The organism is Leifsonia sp. McL0607, assembly GCF_049993355.1.
In the GTDB taxonomy this organism is placed as follows: Bacteria; Actinomycetota; Actinomycetes; order Actinomycetales; family Microbacteriaceae; genus Leifsonia.
This window is the reverse complement of the sequence record NZ_CP188253.1, coordinates 781,101-800,372: the sequence shown is the minus strand read 5'-3', so window position 1 is coordinate 800,372 and position 19,272 is coordinate 781,101. Positions and strand designations below refer to the sequence as shown.

The 19,272-nt window shown below is 68.2% G+C and carries 16 protein-coding genes and 3 pseudogenes; 6 read left to right on the top strand and 13 right to left on the bottom strand.

From position 1 onward, the window contains the following. Positions 1 to 7: 7 nt before the first annotated feature. Positions 8 to 433, bottom strand: coding sequence for a hypothetical protein (locus ACPPVW_RS03905; protein WP_426625229.1), 426 nt, complete (start codon positions 431 to 433; stop codon positions 8 to 10). Between the two features lie 150 nt (positions 434 to 583). Here ACPPVW_RS03905 and ACPPVW_RS03900 point away from each other — a divergent pair, with 150 nt between their 5' ends. Then, positions 584 to 1,654: an alcohol dehydrogenase catalytic domain-containing protein gene (locus ACPPVW_RS03900; RefSeq protein WP_426625228.1), complete on the top strand. Its 1,071-nt coding sequence runs from the start codon at positions 584 to 586 to the stop codon at positions 1,652 to 1,654. Positions 1,655 to 1,758: 104 nt separating this feature from the next. Then, the gene (locus ACPPVW_RS03895) at positions 1,759 to 2,445 is read left to right on the top strand and encodes a BON domain-containing protein (protein ID WP_426625227.1); all 687 of its coding nucleotides are present in this window, start codon (positions 1,759 to 1,761) and stop codon (positions 2,443 to 2,445) included. Between the two features lie 62 nt (positions 2,446 to 2,507). On the opposite strand, the gene ACPPVW_RS03890 is transcribed toward ACPPVW_RS03895, so the two are convergent. The 7 genes and pseudogenes from ACPPVW_RS03890 to treS all read right to left on the bottom strand — a co-directional run bounded on the left by ACPPVW_RS03890 (position 2,508) and on the right by treS (position 8,450). Continuing rightward, positions 2,508 to 3,374, bottom strand: a complete 867-nt coding sequence (locus ACPPVW_RS03890; RefSeq protein WP_426625226.1) for an alpha/beta family hydrolase — start codon at positions 3,372 to 3,374, stop codon at positions 2,508 to 2,510. Then, positions 3,308 to 3,820 (bottom strand): phosphoribosyltransferase, encoded by a 513-nt coding sequence (locus ACPPVW_RS03885; RefSeq protein WP_426625225.1) that lies wholly within the window; start codon positions 3,818 to 3,820, stop codon positions 3,308 to 3,310. Before ACPPVW_RS03885 ends, ACPPVW_RS03890 begins: the two co-directional genes overlap by 67 nt. A 13-nt stretch (positions 3,821 to 3,833) precedes the next feature. After that, a complete protein-coding gene (locus ACPPVW_RS03880) occupies positions 3,834 to 4,043 on the bottom strand; it encodes a DUF1918 domain-containing protein (RefSeq protein ID WP_426625224.1) in 210 nt (69 codons plus the stop codon). A 106-nt stretch (positions 4,044 to 4,149) separates the two neighbouring features. After that, on the bottom strand, positions 4,150 to 4,764 hold the full coding sequence (locus tag ACPPVW_RS03875) for a cation transporter (RefSeq protein WP_426625223.1): 615 nt from the start codon (positions 4,762 to 4,764) through the stop codon (positions 4,150 to 4,152). Beyond that, a pseudogene (locus ACPPVW_RS03870) lies at positions 4,761 to 5,755 on the bottom strand (cation diffusion facilitator family transporter). The gene ACPPVW_RS03875 and the pseudogene ACPPVW_RS03870 overlap by 4 nt, the downstream one beginning before the upstream one ends. Next, the gene (locus tag ACPPVW_RS03865) at positions 5,752 to 6,132 is read right to left on the bottom strand and encodes an ArsR/SmtB family transcription factor (RefSeq protein ID WP_426625222.1); all 381 of its coding nucleotides are present in this window, start codon (positions 6,130 to 6,132) and stop codon (positions 5,752 to 5,754) included. Before ACPPVW_RS03865 ends, ACPPVW_RS03870 begins: the two are co-directional and overlap by 4 nt. A 68-nt stretch (positions 6,133 to 6,200) precedes the next feature. Beyond that, on the bottom strand, positions 6,201 to 8,450 hold the full coding sequence (treS, locus tag ACPPVW_RS03860) for a maltose alpha-D-glucosyltransferase (protein WP_426625221.1): 2,250 nt from the start codon (positions 8,448 to 8,450) through the stop codon (positions 6,201 to 6,203). 281 nt (positions 8,451 to 8,731) lie between these two features. Here treS and ACPPVW_RS03855 point away from each other — a divergent pair, with 281 nt between their 5' ends. Further along, positions 8,732 to 9,424, top strand: coding sequence for a hypothetical protein (locus ACPPVW_RS03855; RefSeq protein ID WP_426625220.1), 693 nt, complete (start codon positions 8,732 to 8,734; stop codon positions 9,422 to 9,424). Between the two features lie 190 nt (positions 9,425 to 9,614). Here the strand turns inward: ACPPVW_RS03855 and ACPPVW_RS03850 are convergent, their stop codons facing one another. From ACPPVW_RS03850 to ACPPVW_RS03835, 4 genes and pseudogenes are all read right to left on the bottom strand, one after another. Next, positions 9,615 to 11,348 (bottom strand): DUF262 domain-containing protein, encoded by a 1,734-nt coding sequence (locus ACPPVW_RS03850; RefSeq protein WP_426625219.1) that lies wholly within the window; start codon positions 11,346 to 11,348, stop codon positions 9,615 to 9,617. Positions 11,349 to 11,484: 136 nt separating this feature from the next. Next, positions 11,485 to 12,687, bottom strand: a complete 1,203-nt coding sequence (locus tag ACPPVW_RS03845; RefSeq protein WP_426625218.1) for a molybdopterin molybdotransferase MoeA — start codon at positions 12,685 to 12,687, stop codon at positions 11,485 to 11,487. A 277-nt stretch (positions 12,688 to 12,964) separates the two neighbouring features. Then, a pseudogene (locus ACPPVW_RS03840) lies at positions 12,965 to 13,057 on the bottom strand (elongation factor P); the annotation flags it as partial. Between the two features lie 95 nt (positions 13,058 to 13,152). Further along, positions 13,153 to 15,450: an ATP-binding protein gene (locus ACPPVW_RS03835; RefSeq protein ID WP_426625217.1), complete on the bottom strand. Its 2,298-nt coding sequence runs from the start codon at positions 15,448 to 15,450 to the stop codon at positions 13,153 to 13,155. An 82-nt stretch (positions 15,451 to 15,532) separates the two neighbouring features. On the opposite strand from ACPPVW_RS03835, the pseudogene ACPPVW_RS03830 reads away from it, so the two are divergent. The 3 genes and pseudogenes from ACPPVW_RS03830 to ACPPVW_RS03820 all read left to right on the top strand — a co-directional run. Further along, positions 15,533 to 15,865 (top strand): annotated as a pseudogene (locus ACPPVW_RS03830) (formate dehydrogenase accessory sulfurtransferase FdhD); the annotation flags it as partial. A gap of 205 nt (positions 15,866 to 16,070) precedes the next feature. Beyond that, positions 16,071 to 16,298, top strand: a complete 228-nt coding sequence (locus ACPPVW_RS03825) for a hypothetical protein (protein WP_426625216.1) — start codon at positions 16,071 to 16,073, stop codon at positions 16,296 to 16,298. Positions 16,299 to 16,447: 149 nt separating this feature from the next. Next, positions 16,448 to 18,067, top strand: coding sequence for an alpha-amylase family glycosyl hydrolase (locus ACPPVW_RS03820; protein ID WP_426625215.1), 1,620 nt, complete (start codon positions 16,448 to 16,450; stop codon positions 18,065 to 18,067). Here the strand turns inward: ACPPVW_RS03820 and ACPPVW_RS03815 are convergent. Further along, positions 18,022 to 19,200 carry a toxic anion resistance protein gene (locus ACPPVW_RS03815; protein WP_426625214.1) on the bottom strand — a complete coding sequence of 393 codons (1,179 nt, stop codon included), beginning with the start codon at positions 19,198 to 19,200 and terminating at the stop codon, positions 18,022 to 18,024. The two genes, ACPPVW_RS03820 and ACPPVW_RS03815, sit on opposite strands and share 46 nt — an antisense overlap. Between the last annotated feature and the right edge of the window lie 72 nt (positions 19,201 to 19,272).

Here is a 19,272-nt window from a genome sequence, read left to right as displayed (position 1 = left end):
CCCCGCATTACGGCGTCACGACCCGGTCGCGCCGGAACACACCCAGCCCGAGGAGCACGAAGCCCAGCTCGGCAAGACCCGCGGCGAAGTAGATCGCCTGCAGCACGCTGAACGGGATGATCATCATCTGCACGAAGATCCAGATCAGGAGGCCGAAGCCGGCGACCGCTGTCGCGAACGACCCGGCGGTCGATCCGCGACCGACGAGCAGGGCCGCGAGGAGGTGGGTGCCGCCGACGACGACGGCCAGCACCAGCCCGGGGACGATGTACGAGGTGAACGGACTCCCGCCCAGATACGAGCGGTCGGGGACAGCGCCCCCGGCTGTCGACGAGGTCGCGGCTCCGATGATCAGAGCGAGGCCGCCGGCGATCGCGGTGATGCCGACCGCAGCGGTGAGCACGGTCAGGACGATGCGGATCCAGCGTTTCATGACTCCTCCGTTCCTTAGGTCCCGAGCCTCGCGCCTGTCCGGCCCCTGGCGCAGGGCCGAAAGACCCGTGCGACGTCACGCCGGGGGACCTTCGGCCCATCCCGCCGGGGCGCACGCGGCGAGACTGACGCCAGAGCGAAAGGAGCGGCCATGCGCGCAGCCGTCGTCACCCAGTTCCATCAGCCCCTCACTGTCGAAGAGCGTCCGATCCCGTCGCCCGGCCCAGGTCAGGTGCTCGTCCGGCTGGAGGCGTGCGGCCTGTGTCACACCGACATCCACGCCATCGACGGCGACTGGCCCGTGAAGCCGACGCTCCCGTTCGTCCCCGGGCACGAGGGCGTCGGGATCGTGGAGCGCTTGGGCGCCGGCGTGACCTCCCGCACGCTTGGCCAGCGCGTGGCGATGCCGTGGCTCGGCCACGCGTGCGGGGAGTGCCGCTACTGCGTCGACGGCCGGGAGAACCTCTGCGAGCAGCAGTACAACACCGGGTACGCCGTCGACGGCGGCTACGCCGAGTACGCGCTCGCGGACGCCCGGTTCGCCGTCCCCGTACCGGACGACGTGTCGCCGATCGACGCCGCGCCCCTGACCTGCGCGGGACTGACGACGTACGCCGCCGTCAAGGCCGCGCACGTCGTCCCGGGGGAGCGCGTCGCCGTGTTCGGCATCGGAGGCCTCGGTCACCTCGCCGTCCAGTACGCCCGTCTCGTCGGCGCTCAGGTGGTCGCCGTCGACGTCGACGAGGACAAGCTCGACCTCGCGGTCGAGCTCGGCGCCGATCATGCGATCGACGCACGGGAGGTCGACCCGGCCACCGTCATCCACCATCTCGGCGGTGCGGATGTGGCGATCGTGCTGGCCGTGGCGGAGAGCGTCTTCGACCAGGCGTTCCGTTCGCTGAACCGCGGCGGCCGGCTCGTTCTCGTGTCGCTGCCCGCCGACGGGACGCTGACCATCCCCGTGTTCGACACCGTGCTCAAGGGGATCTCGATCATCGGTTCCATCGTCGGGACCCGGCAGGATCTCGCAGAGGTGTTCGCCCTCCACGCGGTCGGTCGCACGCGGGTCGTCGCGGCCCCTCGTGACCTCCGCGACGTCAACGAGGCCGTGGCGAGCGTGCTCGCGGGAGAGGTGCCGGCCCGGCTCGTCTTCGTCTACGATTCCGGGCTGCCGGTCGAGGTGGAGGAGCAGGACGCCGCCGGCACGCCGGACCTCGAGTGAGTCCGCGGTTCGGGTCGGCGGGATCATCGCGCTGCCCCTGGAGATTCGAGCGGCGGGACTTTCGCCCCTCGTGACGATGGGGCGGTCAGCCGCAGCCTTGCTGTATGAACACGAAGACCGTCCCGCTTTCCGCGGAAGACCTCAAAGTCCGTCACGATGTCCAGTCCGAACTCGGCTGGCAGCCCGGCCTCGACGATCCGGCGCACATCGGCGTCGCGGTCGACGGCGGCGTCGTCACTCTCAGCGGCGAAGTCGGTTCACTCAGTCAGCGTGCCGCCGCGGTGATGGCGGCGCAGCGTGTCGTCGGGGTGCTCGCGGTGAACGACGAATTGCATCTGCGGCCGGTCTTGAGCGAGCCGGAAGGGCTGGAGCTGGCGAAGGCTGTCAACGACGTGCTCCGCTGGACGTCCGGGATCCCCGAGGACGGGATCCATCTCGAAGTGCAGGGGCACATGGTGATCCTCAGCGGCCTCGTCGACTGGAACTATCAGCGCATCGCCGCAGCGAAGGCCGTGCGGAGGATCGACGGTGTCCGCGCTGTGGATAACCGCATCCAGCTCAGCGGACGTCCCGACGCCCAGGACGTCGAGCACCGCGTCCGGGAGGCGATCATCCGCAACGCCGCCCTGGACGCCCGCAACATCGTGGTCACGGTCGAGGGCACGGAGCTGACCCTCACCGGCAGCGTGCGCTCCTGGATCGAGAAGCACGAAGCCGAGCTGACGGCCTGGTCGTCCCCGAACGTGACGCAGGTGCACAATCATCTCGTCGTGCACCTCGGCAACGGGTAGCAGGGCGGTGCCCCCGAGCCACCGCGCCGCCGCGTGGTCGGCCGCGCCGCCTGGTCGGCCGGTCAGCCGCCGAAGTCGGTGCTCTCGTGCCGCGGAGACAGGTGATCGCCGAACCAGGCGGCGGCAAGCCGTGCCACAGTCTCCAGCGCTCCAGGCTCTTCGAACAGGTGGGTGGCTCCCGGCACGATCTCGAGGCGTGTGGTGGCGTGCATCTGCGACTGGGCGAACCGGTTGAGTTCCAGCACCTCCGTGTCCGCGCCGCCGACGATCAGCAGCGTCGGAGCGGTGACGAGCGGCAGCTTCGCGCCGGCCAGGTCCGGGCGGCCTCCCCTCGACACGATCGCGGCGATCTCTGCGCCGGGTGCCGCCGCCGCGGCCAGGGCCGCACCCCCGCCTGTGCTCGCGCCGAAATAGCAGACCGGCAATCCCGCTGTGCTCTCGTACTCGCGCACCCATGCGGTGGCGTCGCCGAGTCGTTCGGCGAGGAGCTCGATGTCGAAGACCAGCCTCCGGTCGTGCTCTTCATCGGGTGTGAGGAGGTCGAACAGCAGGGTCGCGATCCCCCGGTCGTTGAGCACGGACGCGACGTACCGGTTCCGGGGGCTGTGCCTCGAGCTGCCGCTGCCGTGAACGAAGACGACGATGCCGGCCGGGTCCTCCGGAAGGGTGAGCGACCCGGGAAGCAACACCGGACCGGCCTGGACGAGGACTTCGGGATCGTTCGCAACCGTGTCGCCGGCTGGTGCTCCGGCGAGCGCAGCAGCGCGGGCGAGCAGCCGTTCGACCTCGTCGTCCGGCGTCTGGGCGAAGTCGCGGTACACCTGACCGACCGCGTAGAAGTCCGCGGGCAGCGTGAGGCAGATCACCTCGTCGGCGTCCGGACGGAGACGCTCCCCGACGTCGGCCGGTCCGACCGGCGCGGCGAGCACGATCCGTTTCGCGCCGAGCGCCCGCGCCCCGCCCGGGCCGTGGAGCCCGTGGCGATGCCGTCGTCCACGATGACGGCCGTGCGGCCGGCCAGCGACACACTGCGCCGGCCGGCCCGGTACCGGGCGACCCGCCGCTCGAGCTCGGCTCGTTCGAGTCGCTCGACGTCGTCCAGCTCCTGCGGGTGCACGCCGGACATCCGCATCACATCGTCGTCGACGACCCGCACCCCGTTCTCGCCGATCGCACCCATCGCGAGCTCCGGCTGGTAGGGGACGCCGAGCTTCCGGACGACGAGGACGTCCAGCGGAGCGCGCAGGGCTGCGGCCACCTCGAAGGCGACGGGCGCACCTCCACGGGGGAGCCCCAGCACGACCGGGTGCTCGGCCGAGAGCGGCAGCAGTCGCTCGGCGAGAAGCCGCCCGGCCTCGGCACGATCTGCGAACACGATGGCCGCCGGCCTAGTGCGCCGCGGCCGCGTCCTGGCCGCGCTGCTCGATGTGCGCGTCCGACCCGGGGAAGACGATCGTGGTGCGGCCGTCCTCCTCCCACTTGACGACATATGGAGGAGCTCCGTCGTCGCCATGGACCTCCTCGATGAAGCCCACCCGCGGCGGCTGCTCGAGGTGATTCGACGCGATGACCAGGAAGTCTCCCGCTTTCGCCTGCATCCCACTCAGCTCCTCCGGCGGCTCGCCGTCGGACGCGACGACCCCGCTTCGGTGACCGACGCTACGCGGGGGCCTGGGCGCTGGATCGGGCCATAAGTCCTCCGGGCTACGGCCCCTCGTTCTCGCCTCGGAAGATCTGCACCGCCTCCCGCACCGCATACGCGACGATGACGAGCCCCGCCAGCGGGTCCGCCCACCACCAGCCCAGCAGCCCGTCGAGCGCGATGCCGGCGAGCACCGCAGTGGCGAGGATGCCGTCGACCAGCGTCACGCGGCCTTCCGTGATCAGCACGGGATTGCCGAGTCTGCGCCCGGTGCGCGCCTTGGCGAACGCGAGCGCGAACATGACCAGCGCGGTCGCAGCGGTCCAGCCGGCTCCGCCCGGGGTCGGCTCGGCGCGGTGGCCGGCGATCAGGGCGACGACGGCCTGAACGAGCAGGTAGGCGGCGAGCAGCGCGAACGCCACGCCGATCAAGCGCAGCGCGAGCCGCTGCCGCCGCTCACCGGTGCCGGTCAGCTCCCAGATGACGACCGTGCTGGCGCCGATCTCGATGAGGCTGTCGAGTCCGAAGCCGAGCAGTGCGACGGAGGCGCTCGTGTAGGCGAGAACGGCCAGGACGACCACGCCCACGACGTTCCAGCCGAGCGTGATCGCCTCCAGGCAGATGCCGAACCGGATCAGGCGCCGCCGGGCCAGGCCGTTCGCCGGAACGCTGGTCATCCCGACGCGTGCGCGGTCGCGTGCGCCCGGGCGGCCTCCGCGATGCGGTGGGCGTCGTCGAGGGAGGTCGCGGCGACCTCCAGTCGCGCGCTGCCGTGCAACCGGTGCCCGATCCAGCGCAACTGGACGCGCGGCACGGCGGTCACGCCCGGCGTCTCGTCGAGCGCGTGCTCGAGCCTTTCGACCAGTTCGGGCTCGATGCCGTCGAGCAGGCGGCGACCGATGCTGCGGACGGTGCCCCAGAGCAGCACGATGATCGCCGCCGAGATGAGGTGGCCGACGATCGGGTCGGCGAGCGGGAAGCCGAGCATGACGCCGATCGCGATCACCACGGCGAGCGGGTGAAGCCGTCGATGCGGGCGTGGACACCGTCGGCGACCAGGGCGGCGGAGCCGATCCGCTGACCCACGCGGATGCGGTAGATCGCGACCGCCTCGTTTCCGGCGAAGCCGATGAGGCCGGCGACGACCATCCAGCCGAGGTTCTCCAGCGGGTGCGGGTGGAAGAACCGGGCGATGGACTGCCAGGCGGCGACGGTCGCGGAGAGCGCGACGACGGCGATGATGAACAGGCCGGCGAGGTCTTCGGCGCGGCCGAAGCCGTAGGTGTAGCGGCGGGAGGTGGCGCGCCGGCCGAGCACGAACGCCACCCAGAGCGGCACGGCGGTCAGAGCGTCCGAGAAGTTGTGGATCGTGTCGGCCAGCAGCGCGACCGACCCGCTGAACGCGACGATGACGGCCTGCAGCAGGGTGGTGCCGAGCAGCACGAACAGGCTGATCTTCAGCGCGCGGACGCCCTCCGTGCTCGCCTCCAGGGCGTCGTCGATGGAGTCGGCGGCGTCGTGGGAGTGCGGGACGAAGAGGCCGTAGAGGAAGCCCCTGAAGCCGGTCGGGTGCGAATGTCCGTGGTCGTGCCCGTGGTCATCGCCGTGCGAGTGTCCGTGCTCGTGCGGATGCCCGTGCTCGTCGTACGTGTGCGTTCCGCTGCTCACGACGACGCCTCCGCATTGGCCGCGGTCTCCACGTGGTGGTGCCGAGGGGTGCCGCCGAGCGAGTGCTCGGCCTGGAAGATCGCGTCGGTGACCAGCCGGCTGGCGTGCTCGTTCTCGAGCCGGTAGAAGACGCGCTGGCCGTCCTGACGGGTCGCCACGATCCGGGCGAGCCGCAGCTTCGCCAGGTGCTGCGAGACGGCGGCGGGCTGCTTGTCGAGGATGTCGGCGAGGTGGTTCACGGAGAGTTCGCCGGTGTCCCGCAGTGCCAGGATGATGCGCACGCGGGTCGCGTCGGCGAGCATCCCGAACACCTCGACCGCGAGCTCGACGTACTGGCTGTCGGGGAGCCTTCCGCAGATCGCCTTATTTGCGTCCATGCGCAGATACTAACTCCGCGAGCGGTCGACAACCGGTTTCGCCAGCTTCGATGGGCCGACAGGCAAAGTCAGGGTGCGGGGCGACGGAGGATGAGGAAGCGCACTCCGTACGGCCCGATGCTCAGCGGGAAGCTGCTCAGGTTGTCGACGGTCGCGATCTCGGTGTCGTCTCCGGCGTCGACGACCGCTGCCCCCAGCGGCATCGCGTCCGAGCGCACCGTGCCGTCCATCGCCTCCGCGCTCAGGTTGAGCACCGTCAGCTGCACGATCGGGAGGCCCTGCTCGTCGAGAGACTCCAACTCGTGCACCAGAACCAGCATCCCGGGGTGCGCGACGTCGGGCACATCGACCTGCCGAGCAGAGGCGATGCCGTACTTGGAGCGGATGCGCAGCAGGTCGCCCAATCCGCTCGCGAACGAGTCGGGGCGCTGCAACTGCTCGGTCAGGGGGCCGTAGAGCGATCGCGCCCGCGGCATTCCGTACGCCGAGCGCTCCTGGTCGGGGGCGACGCCCAGCAGGTCGTGCGCCCCGCGTTCGATCCAGCGGGTGTCGCCGTCGGCGATCAGATCGGCGACCTCCGCGCGGGGGAGGGTCAGCGCCCCGAGCAGGTCCCAGCCCGACAGCGCGAAGACGCCCGGCTGCCACGCGTTGAACGCGGCGAGCAGCAGGTGGGCGTCGCGGATCGCCGGCACGTCCGCCTCAGTGATCGAGTCGAGCGTGGCGTGACCCTGCGTGGCCGCGATGAGGGAGGCCGTGGTGCAGGCGATCCCGTTGGTGGTGAACACGAGGTTGAAGTCGGCGGACGGCGCAGTGAGCGCCTCCACCAGTTCCGACCGGATCAGCTCGGCCAGCTCGCCGCCGGTCAGCTCCTGGTATCGGAACGGGTACAGGTCGTTCTTGTGCAGCGTCGCCCAGTGCACCAGCTCGTAGGTCAGCTCGTCGTGGTTCTGGAGGCCGTGCACCAGACTCACGGGCTCGACCCCGAGCTCGAGCGACGTGCGCAGGGTGAGGCGCAGGAACTCGGTGTCGCCGGTCGCGAGCGCGTGGTGGTACGCCGGGCGGTTGATGAAGTCGTACGACAGATCGGCGCCGACCGCGCCGGTGTCGCGGATGTCCTCCACGGTCAGGTTGAGCTCTTGGAATGTGAAACCGCCGACCTTGCGCACCATGCCGGCGATGACGTGGTTGGCCGCATGCGAGAGCGGGTGGCCCTCCGACCAGGCCGGGAGGCCCTCGGCGCTCTTCTCGACCCCGAGGAAACCGTTGGCGTCGAGCCGCAGCGCGCTCGTGCCGAGGTCGCCGAGGGAGTGGAGGGCGTCGCCGATCACCAGTCGCATGCCCGAGAATGTCGGGTCGAGCCAGTTGACCGAGGGCTGCCCCTCCTTGAAGTAGTGCAGGTACACCCAGCGTCGCGTCACGCCGTCGACGCCGATCACGGGAGCGGTCACGCTCCAGTTGGTCTCCTTGACGCCGGGGGCGTAGAAGATCACGCGCTGCAGCTCGCCGATGATGTAGCCGCGCTCGGCGAGCGCCGCCTCCGTCGCCGCGTCGAGGTTGACCGAGTCGCGATGGTCGGGGACCTCCGGCAGCAAGTGCCACTCCTCCGGGGGGATCTCGACCATGTGGTAGATCCCGGGGTAGTCCTTGTACGCCATCTCGGCGAGCCGGAAGTCGGCGCCCTTGCCGGTGTGGCCAGGCACGATGTCGTCGATGACGACGCCGCCGTGCTCCTCGGCGACGTCGGTCATCCGCTGGAACGTCTCCTCGTCGCCGAAGATCGGGTCGATCTGGGTGCCGATCCGGTCGAAGTGGCCGTCGACGCTCGGGGTCTCCTGCCAGCCGCGGATGCCGCCGGCGAGCTTCACCGGGCCGGTGTGCACGCCGTTGATGCCGATGCGCTGGAAGGCGGCCCAGAGCTCCGGGTCGGCCAGCGCGGCGAGGAAGCTCTGATCCTGGCGGGTGATCAGCGAGATGGGGTAGGCGGTGAACCAGACGTCGGAGGTCGCGACGGCGCGGCGCGCGTCCGGGCGTGCGTACGGGTTGCGCCACATGCTCGGCGACCCGGACAGCTGCCGGCTGAGCACATCGGCGTCCTTCAGCATCGACTGCCGTACCAGCCATTGCACGTAGGCCGGGTTCAGACCGTTGGCCGCGCGCGGGTCGGACACGGTGCGGCGGATGCTGCCGCCACGCAGGTTCGCGCGGGGACGCAGCCGGCGCGGTCGTGCCGGGTACAGCTGTTCGTCGTACGTGATCGTGGTGGCCTCGGTCTCGGCCTGCTCGGTGATCTCCGCGTCCGTCGTTTCCGATTCGTCCATCTGCTCTCCTCCCGGCACGCTGCTACGGTATCCCTGTCGGGAGGTGCCGAAGGGTGAGCATTCGCGGAATTCCCGTGCGGATTCCCGCAGATGCTCACCTCTCGATTACCCAGGGGTGGGGAATGCTTCGGGCGGGACTCGCCCGCCCGCTGCCGAACGAGAGAAGAGCAATCGCGGAGAGCAGCGCCGATTTGAGCGATACTGCATCTCTCGTGCGCCAACCCGATCCCCGTCGCACTCGCTTTTTCGGAGCCTCTCCGATTGCTCCTTATGCTCAACTCATGGGGCAGGCGGAGTTTGGTGACTTGTGTGAGGCGGTCGGTGTGCGTGAGGGTGCCTGGGAGGTCGGCTGGGATGGGGGGTGGGCTCTCAACTTGCACCATTTTGAACTTCTGCCAGATGACTTCCTTCAGCAGGCGGAGGTTGACCTCGCTCAGAAGACTCAAGGCGGAGATCAAAATGCGATCGCGAACGCGAAGCGCGCGATCTTCTGCCAGATCGACCGAACGCTCGTTGTGCTGGGCTACGAGCCACTTCGATGGAGAAACGATCGTCGGATGGAGACGATCGCAGCCCTGGGCTTCGTTGCACCACGGATACTTGCGAAGGTCAACTCGGCGCGAAACCTGCTCGAACATAGCTATCGACGCGCAGAGCGTATAGATGCGGAAGACGCTGTCGACGTGGCCGCTCTCTTCACAGATTCAGCGGCCACCGCGCTTCGGGCTTTCCCTACCGAGTTCTTCATGGGATTCGGCGGAGACGAGCAAACGTACGAGAGAGGAATTCGCTTTCGGTTGAGCATTAACGGACCCAAGCTGATCCGCCTGGCCGCGTTCGGCGTCGGGGATCACCGCGAGGTGACTCTCTCCGCAGAAGATCGCAGTTTTCCGCGCGTCGTCGCCCTGGGCCTGGCATCGTATCGGGGTACACGCGTTGACGCAGCATTGGCTTCCTTGCTGGCTTCGCTGTAGCTGCGACCGCCTGCGATCGTAGGGATGTGACGGAGCCTCATGTCTGCGGATACGTCGTCGCCCGATGATGCAGTGTTCCTGCACCTCTCCCGTCGAAAGGCGGGACAATTATCCCAGTCGAGTGGCCGCACAGCGCATCGTTGGGGAACAGCGGTATTGCCACCGCAAACTTGCGGCGCGAGTGAGGACGCTACGCACGGGGCGTTCTTGGCCACGCGAGAATCGCCAGCTGTGCGAGCACCTTTTGGCGATGGTCGATCGAGCCTTTGGTCCAATTCGTTTCGTTAGCCGTAGAATTCGTGAGCTTGAGGCTTGAAGCGCCGAGAATCGGTTGCTTGACGCTCCAACTCTTGTTCCCGATACGCCCGTTCGGTCCCTTTTGAAGTAGACACATGTTTCCCACTCGATGGACGAAGGTCTTCTGCTCATCGGTGGTGAAGTCTGGCCACGTATTCGCTCTCGCGCTCTTGGGAAGTATGTGTTCGAGGTTCACCGACTCGACGTCCGAGTTTACAACCAGTTCCGGTTCCCTTTCGCCACGTTCCTGAAGCTCGAGTGCCCTGAGAAGGTATCGAGCGAGGGCTCCTCGGGTCACGCGCCAGATTTCGAACGCGCTTGCAAATGTCTGATTATCCGGTACGAGGTTTCCTACTTTTGTATCCGCAAGGATCTGGTCGGTCGTTGTGACAATCCCGCTTCGTATTTCTCGGGCGGCCTCGCTAAATGCCGTCTCTGCGGTGCCGGCGCCCAGCGTGCCGACGGAAAGCCCGCGGATTACCCAGGACACAAGGGCAGGCACGAATCGTTCAATCTCTTCGTGAGAGAACGTGGAGAGGACCGAGAGCATCAAAGGCCGGAATTGCTCGAGGTTCAGTTCAACGAGGACGTTTGCCGCATCGGACACGGTCGATTCGAAATCGGCCCAATAGTCGCTATCGGCTGAAAGTAGCGCATAGTAGAGGCGAGAGGCGTCCTTGAGCTCCTGCGCGAATGCGACAGCGTCGGCCGCGCCATTTACGACGCCTTTGATTCGCTGGTAAACGTCGCGCTCGCGGGTCCGACCGTATTTGGAACTTAGAAGATGCCGTGCGAAATCCGTGAATCGCTGATTGCCAACTCGTTCGATGTCTAAATTGGCGAGGGTGGCCACCCACGCGTCGCGAACTTCGTCAAGCCGCGGCCCCGCCTGGCTAAAGAGAAAGTTCTTGAGCAGGTCGGCAATAGTTAGGTCGGCGCCTCGATCATTCAGCGTTTCGAAGATAAGGAAGGCGTCTGCCTCGGTCGCGACGTCGATTGCGACCACTTGAACGTCTTCATCAAGCCAGAGGACAAGATCATTGAGGCGGTCCCGCCACCCGGTGCCGGCTTGAGACGCAAAGGTCCCGATTTGCTCTTTCAAGTAGGCGTATGCGTTCTCGATTAGGTCCTGGCTCGCGTTTGTTGGAACTGCGGTTCCGTCGCGTTGTACGACTCGTCGATCGTAGAAGTCTCGGTCCTCTACACCAAGTATGAAAACGGGCTGGTCAGCGCCCACGCGGCGATCGAATTTCCCGAGGTACTCCTGTTGAGTAGATGCGGCAAAAGCCTCCTCGCCTTCGTCGAAGAACTTGTCTCGTATGGCAGCTATCAATAGGGAGGTGGTGGCCAGTCGTTGTTGTCCGTCTATGACCAGCTGACGTCCATCCTGACCTGCTCGAGCCACGACAGCCGTCCCAAGGAAGTAGCTTGTCCTATTGACGAAACTCGCTTGTAGATCGGACCAGTAGTCCACGACCTGCTGTTTTTCATCCACGTCTTGGCTGGCACTGTTGTCCGTGCGCCACGAATACGAGCGCTGATAGAACGGCACTGCCAAAGCACGTGTGCGCAGGAGCCTTGCAATTCCGAGCGCTTCGTAGTGGAGGAACTCATTCTTCGGCGGCATTCGTGCCCTTTCCCTTGGCTCTCGACCTTTGATATCACGTATGCGAGTCCAGCTGCGTTTTGACTGATGCGGTAGAGCTATTTGTGCTAATCGCGATGCTCCCGGTTGCCGTAGGAGTTGCTCACGCGTGGAGCGCTCACCTCTCGATTACCCAGGGGACGGGGAGGGCCTCGGCGGTTTCGCCTCCCGGCACACCCTCGGGCGGGACGATCAGGATGCCGGTCGCGCCGGCCAGTCCGCGCAGCATCGCGGCACCGCGCCAGGTCGCGACCACGGCGCGGCCGTCGACGTCGGCGTACGGGACCAGCACCGTCGCCCCCGACTTTCCCTCCACCGCCGCGCCGCGCACGACCCGCGCCGGCACCGGCTCGCGGCCCGCCAACCCGGCAAGCAGCGGCTCCACGAGCGTGATCGCCGACACCATCGCGGCGAGCGGGTTGCCGGGGAGGGCGACGACGAGTCGGCCGTCCGGCAGCTCTGCGACGCGGGTGGGGCCTCCTGGGCGCATCGCCACACCGTCGACGAGGAGGCGGGCGCCGAGCTCGAGGAGCGCGGCGCGCACGTGGTCGGCCGACGATCCCCCGGTGCCTCCGGTCGTGACGACCACCTGTGCGCGCGCGTCGCCCAGGGCCGCGACGGTCTCCTCGAGGAGGTCGGGGACGCGGGCCGCGCCGGCGATCCGCCCGCCGAGCATCCCGATCAGAGCCGGGAACTGGACTCCGAAACTGTCCCGCACGCGCCCGGCCGCGGGCAGCCCGGTCTCTACGACCTCGTCGCCGGTGAACACCAGCGCGACCGACGGGACGGCCTGCACCGTCAGCTCGTCGGCGCCGGTCGAGGCCGCCAGGGCGACGTGTGCGGGGTTCAGGAGGGTGCCGGCGGCGACCAGCAGTTCGCCGCGCTGGGCCTCGGTCGCCGGGGGTCGGACGTGGTGGCCGGGTTGCGGTTCGCCGGCGACCGTCGAGCGCAGCAGGCCGCCCTCCACGGCCGCGCTCTCGCTGCGCAGCACCGCGACCTGCACCTCCGGCGAGGGCGCGTCGGCCTTCTGCGCGGCCGTCGGCGAATCGGGCACGAGCGCACCGGTGACGATCGCGCGCGCCTGCCCGGGGGCCGGCGCTTCCACGTCCACGACCTCCCACGGCCCCTCCCCGACGACGAGCCAGCCGTCCATCGCGGCGGAGGCGAAGTGCGGGAGGTCGATCGGCGTCACCAGGTCGTCGGCGAGCCGGCGGCCGACTGCGCGATCGAGGGGCACGCGCTCGGACGGAAGTGCAGCGGCCGCCCCCGCGGCGGCCGCGATCGCGCGCGCCTGACGCCAGGTCGGGCGGGCCGTCACCATGTCATGTCCATCCGTGATGCTCTTCCCCACATCATTCGAGTATGGGGCCGGGGGCGCCCGTGGTAAGCCATGGAACATGGGTCGAACGACATCGCGAGGGTAGGACCTGCACCTGCGAGTGGGGTAAGCCGTGCCTGTCCCCTCGCCTGCGTCCACGCGTGGAATGATCCGCATACCGTCGATGCGGCCGGAATTGTCGGCGATACCGAGATCGTTAGCGCGCTTGGCGAGCTCGTGGACGCTGCTGAGGTAGTCACCACTCCGCATATGGACATTTACCCGTCGTGGTGATCTGGTCGTAGTCGCTGGAGTCCATGAACACGAAGTCGATGCCGTCCTGGTACAGGTACTGGTAGTCGCGGCGGTCGACGTCAGTCCTGGCTGCGAGGTCGGCTGGGGGCGTGCGCTTGGGTGGCGCGACAGATCGTCGCGGTACATGGTCAGCTCGAGCGAACTACCGCCGCGTCATTCGGAGTCCGATCCGTGCCCCACCCAAGCCGCCAGCTGGGCGCGAGAGGTGAATCCCAGTTTCATCAGGCTGTTCGCGACGTGGCCCTCGGCCGTTCGCCTGGAGATGACCAGCCGTTCGGCGATCTGCCGGTCGCTCATGCCTTGCCCGACCAGCGAGGCGACCTGGCTTTCACGGTCGGTGAGGAGCCCGGCTCGCGCCGCTTGCGCGTGCGTTGCCCGTGCCAGCGTCGTCCCCATCGCGTATGCGATCCCCTCGCCCATCGTCATCGCTCTGCCCGTGGCGATTGCTGAGTCGAACGCCCGTCGTCCTAGACTCTGACGCACGCGATCCTCGAGCTCGTTTCGCGGTGGTCGCACCCTGGGGTTCCAGGAGTACAGGGCTCCCGTTGGGTCGCCCGTGGTTTCGGTCATGCCGAGGAGGATCGCGGCGCGGTGATAATCGAAGCCATCGGCGGCGACCCATGCCAGTCCCTCCTCGCACCGGGCCACCGCCTCCGGACTCTCCAGGTTCTGGCTGAGGCTCAGCGATTGCCGCAGCAACATCGTCGCGCGCTCCGCATCACCGTGATCGGTTGCCGCCATGCCAGCCTCGAGCAGCATCAGCCCCGACTCATACGATTCACCCGCCTCGATCCCCCGCTGGATCAGCGACTTCCGCATGCGCTCGGCGATCTCCACATGACCGAGTAGATCATGAAACCTCACCAGGGTGACCTCGACGTAATGGCGGGCGGGAATTCGATCGCGTCCGCCGTGGGTCGCAAGTGCTGCGGCCAGGGCGACGACCGCCTGCTCCGGATGCCCCAATGTCGCGCAGGTCGCGAAGTAGTCGCCGGCCATGTCATGTGTCAGCTGGTCATCGACCTGCTCGAGAAGCTCGCGCCCCAGCGCGAGCCAACGCTCGCCCTCCGCTCGATCACCGAAGATCAGATTCATCGTCCCGTACAAACAGACGGCCTGCACGACCGCAGGTGTGGGAGGCGTCCCGATGGCGAGCACGCGACCGAACCAGTGGTACGCCTCGAAGTTCCGCCCGTTCATCCGCCAGACCACTCGGCGCGCCTCGATCACCAGGCGAGCTCCGCCGTCGACGTCGCCGGTGGCGATGCAGAACTCCAGTGCCGCCCGGATATTCGGCAGCTCTCGCCTCGTGTACGCCAGCCAGTAGGCCTGATTCGGCCCGAACCAGTCCGCCTCGAGTTCCGCCAGCCGGTCGATGTACCAATCGCGATGCAGGCCGCGTGCCGTCGCGACCTCGTCCGGTCCCTGGATATCGAGCCCGAAAGCCCGGACGGTGTCGAGCATGCCGTAATAGACGACGCCGCTCGACTGCCGACGCACGATGATCGACTTGTCCAGCAGCGACTGGAGGACATCGACAGCCTGCCTTCCATCGAGCCCGGTTCCGCCCACCCGCTGCGCCGCATCGAGGTCACAGCCTCCCACGAAGACAGCCATCCGCCGCCACATGAAACGCTCCGCCGGGGTGCAGAGTTCGTAACTCCACTGCAATGCGGCGCGCAGCGTCTGCTGACGCTCGGGAGCGTCGCGTGCCCCTCGGGTCAGTATCGGGAACGGATCGGTTAGACGGTCCAGGATCTGCGCGGGGCGGAGCGCCTCTATCCTCCTCGCCGCCAGCTCGATGGCCAGCGGCAGGCCATCCAGCCTGCGGCAGATCTCCGCGATCAGAGCCCGTTCCTCCTGCGTCGGCTCCGGCAGGCTCGTCGCACAGCGATCGAGGAACAACTCTGTCGCGGGCGCAGCCTTCGCTTCCTCAGTGAACGTCTCGAACGGCTCCACCAGGAAGGGCCATTCGGGCTCAATACGCAACAGTTCACGACTCGTCGCGATCACCGTGAGCTGAGGACACCCCTCCAGAACCTTCGGCACCATCCGCGCGCACTGCTCGACAACATGCTCACAGTTGTCCAAGACCACCAAACACGTGCGCGACCCGAAGAAGCGAATCAACTCATCGAAGTCATCGCTGATCATCCCGCTCAGTCCCAGCGTGTGAGCGAACTCGTCAGCGACGGACCCCCCAGCACTCACTCGAGTGAGATCGATATACCACGTTCCCCCCGGGAACATGGCATGCACGTTCTGGGCGAGCCGGATAGCGAACCGAGTCTTGCCCACACCGCCCGGCCCCACCACCGTCAGCAACCTCGTTCTGCCCAACGCGGCCCGCCCCGCCGCCAACCCGGTTCGCCGGTCGATGAACGACGAATACTCGACCGGCAACGCGCCCAACCGGGAACGATCATGCACAGTCACTGCAGGCACCTCCACGCACAGATCCCCAATCATTCCGCGGCGTTGACGTGCGCGAAACTAGACCGCCCCGACTACGCAACTCAGCACTCGCCAGTCGCGAGCCGCCAGCAACGCAGCTCCTCGGCCAGATCACCGGCCGAGGAAGCTCGCGAACTCCCCCGACCGCCTGCGTGAGGGGCAGGCCATGTTCGAGAAGACCGGAGGCCTCCACGCCGCCGCGCTCTTCGACGCGTCGACCGGCACGCTGCTCGTCCTCCGCGAGGACGTCGGCCGGCACAACGCGGTCGACAAGGTGGTCGGCTGGGCGCTCAAAGAGGGCCGCCTCCCGCTGAGCGGAACGGTGCTGATGGTTTCGGGCCGTGCCTCCTTCGAGCTCGTGCAGAAGGCGTCGATGGCCGGCATCCCGGTGCTCGCCGCCGTGTCGGCGCCGGTCCCGCAGCAGTCGCAGAAGCAGGAGTTGTTGGTCTGACGCACGAAACCGATGTGAACCCAGGCGTGGATTCCCCGGACCTCGAGGTCGGACGCGACAAGGAGTGGACGCCCGGCCGTCTGCAGGGCGTTCACGCGCCATCGAGAGTGAGCGCACGTGACTTTGGTCCCTATCGGCCTCTCACCCGGCGGCGCGTCGTTGCTCCATGAGCACGCCGAGCGCGGAGCGCGCGTCCCGGTCGCACGACCTCACCCGAGACGACTATGCCGCGGTCCCGTACCTGCGGGACGGTCAGTCCGTCTCGCTGATCCGGTGGACGCACGTGGACGGCGACTGGAGCTACACCACCATCCTCGGCACGTACGTTCACCGCGACGAGCGCTACTGGTACCTCATCGTCGGGGGACCGCGCGGAGTGGGCCATCTTCACTAGGGCGCTTCCCTCCGAGCCGCTCTTCAGCGAGACCTCGAAGAGCCGTGGGCATTTGCGCAACGCTCTGTCGCGTACGTGACAGGCGAGCGAGAGAGGCGAGTCCGCCCTAGCCGGTCGAGCAAATCGCTCGGTTGGCGTACTAGTGGTGCATGCCACCTACGCACGAACGCACACCCGACAACCCCGACAACCCGGCGGGCTGGGCCACCGACCCCGGGGCGCTGGTCTACGGTCTGGACCTCTCGCGCTTCGCGGACAGCGATGGCGACGGCTTCGGCGACCTCCACGGCGCGATCCAGCACCTCGACCATGTGGCGTCGCTCGGCGTCACCTGGATCTGGCTGCTGCCGTTCTATCCGAGCGAGCGGCGGGACAACGGCTATGACGTCGACGACCATCTGGCGGTCGACCCGCGCTTCGGCGACCTGGACGACCTCCGCGAGTTTCTCTCGCGCGCCCGCGCTCTGGGGATGCGGGTGCTCATCGACGCGGTGCCGCACCACACCTCCGACCGGCACCCGTGGTTCGTGGCCGCCCAGGAGGACACCGACGGAACCGCCGGCAAGTTCTTCGTGTGGAGCGACGACGACTCGACCGAGCCGGACGACCACCCCATGTTCCCGGGGGAGGAGGAGAGCGTTTGGACGTTCGACGAGCGCGCCGGGCGCTACTACCATCACCAGTTCTACTCGTTTCAACCGGACATCAACGCGACCGACCCCGACGTCTTCGAGGAGCTCGTCCAGCTGCTCACCTATTGGCTCGGGGTGGGCGTCGACGGCTTCCGGATCGACGCCGCACTGCTCTTGGTGCAGGGCAAGGGGAGGCCGGACACCGACGTCGACGACGATGCGTTCTTCGACCGGTTGCGCGCTCGACTCCGCGAGATCCGCCCCGACGTGGCGCTCATTGCCGAAGCGTCCGAACCGCCGGAGCTCATGGCGCGGCTGATCCAGAACGACCGGTTCGACGCCGTCATCGACTTCAGCCTCAACAACGCGACGTTCCTCGCACTCGCCCGCGAAAAGGCGCAGCCGATCGTCGACGCGCTCGCCCGGCTCGACGAGAACATCCCACCGGAATCCCGGCTGAACTTCATCCGCAATGCCGACGAGCTCGACCTGTCGCAGCTGAGCGGCCCCGAGCGGCAGGAGGTCTTCGACACGTTCGCCGTCGACCCGCGCGCGATCATCTACGGGCGCGGCATCCGGCGAGGCTGGGCGGCCATGCTGCAGCCGGCGCAGCGCGTGCGCATGTCCCTGAGCCTCCTGCACGCCCTCCCCGGGGTGCCGCTGCTGCAGGCCGGCCAGGAGCTCGGCGTCGGCGACGACCTGCGCGTGGAGGGCCGCGGCGCCGCCCGCACCACGATGCAGTGGGACGACAGCGACTGGGGTGGTTTCACGACGGCCGCGGAGTCGCCGCTCACGCTCCGCGCTCAGGTCGACGGTCCATTCGGGTTCAGAGCGGTGAACGCCCGCGCTCAGGACGGCGACCCCGATTCGCTGCTGTCGCTCGCCCGCCGGCTCGCTCGGGTGCGACGGGAGACCGACGCCGACGCGGGCGGTTGGAGCGTCGTCGACAGTGGTGATCCGGCCGTGCTCGCGCTTCAGCGCGACGGGCTCCTCACCCTGCACAACCTGGCCGATCGCGACGCGCCCCTGACCGTCGGCCACGGGCGCGACCCGGCGCTCGCCGACGGCTGGGACGGCGCTACCCTCGGCCCCTACGGCTTCGCCTGGCTCGTATCCCCCCGCGACCGCTTGAGATAGCCGCGCGAGCGGGCGACCTGGTTCTCGAGCGCGTCGACGGTGGAGGCCATGCTGTCGATGGCCTGGCCGCGGTAGGTCTCGATGCTGTCCATGGTGGCGAAGACGTTGTCGAACGCCCGCTGCAGCGCCTCCACGTCGACCGCGGAGGAGGTCTGCTCCTTCTGGATCTGCTCGGTCTGGTCGCGCAGCGCGTCGCCTGTGCGGCCGATCAGCGTGTTCGTGCTCTGATGGAGGGCGCCCAGCTGGTCGATGACGAGTCGTTGGTTGTCGAGCGCTTGCGCGACCACGACGGCTGTGCGCAGCGCGGAGACGGTGGTGGTCTTCGCCCGTTCGACGCCTTTGATGAGCTGCACGTTGTTCTTGGCGATGACGTCGAGCGCGAGGTACGCCTGCACGGAGACCGCGATCTGCGTCGTGAGGTCTTGGCGGCGCTGCCGGATCGGGAACAGCGCCTCGTCCTCCAGGGCCCGGGCCCGGGCGGGATCGGTGACGCGCAGCTGCGCCGCGTGCTCGACGGTCGCCCGATCGAGCGCCCCGGCGAGCAGCACGTACTCGTTGAGCCGCTCCGTCGTCTTCCACAGCGCCGCGCGCTCTTCGGCGATCGCCGCGTTGTCGCGGCGGAGGGACTCCTCGCCGTGGTCGAGGGCGGCGACCATCGTGTCGAGCTGCCGTTGCGCCGACTCGAACCGCTCGACGTAGCGCCGCAGCCGCCTCCCGCCGGGCAGTCGCGACAGGGTGCGGTAGCGGCCGGCGAGGTGCTGCGGGTCGAAGTCGGTCACGGTCGAGCGCAGCTCGTGCAAGGTGCGCAGCACGCCGTACTGCGGGTCGGTGCGCACGGACTTCTTGCCGCGGGCCGCCGCGAGCGACGTCGCCGGGCGGCTGAGCATCTGGCGGGAGGCGTCGCTCGACTCCCGCATGTCCTTGTCGCCGAGCCGCGAGAACCCGACGATCTTGCGGCGGAACGCGTCGCTCTGGGGGTCGGCGGCGGCCAGGTCCGCGATCCAGGCGCGCGCCCGCTGTTCGAGCTCGGCCGCACGCTCCGGCGGGACCCCGACCATGCCGACGGCCTGGTCGTCGCCCAGCTCGGCGACCGGCTCCGGTGGCCGCAGGCCGTCCCCCGGGTTCAGGTTCATGCGCTGCTCCTCCCCGCCGTGGCCGTCACGTGCTCCCAGGGTAGGCCGCGCCCCTGGGAGTGGGGTAATGCG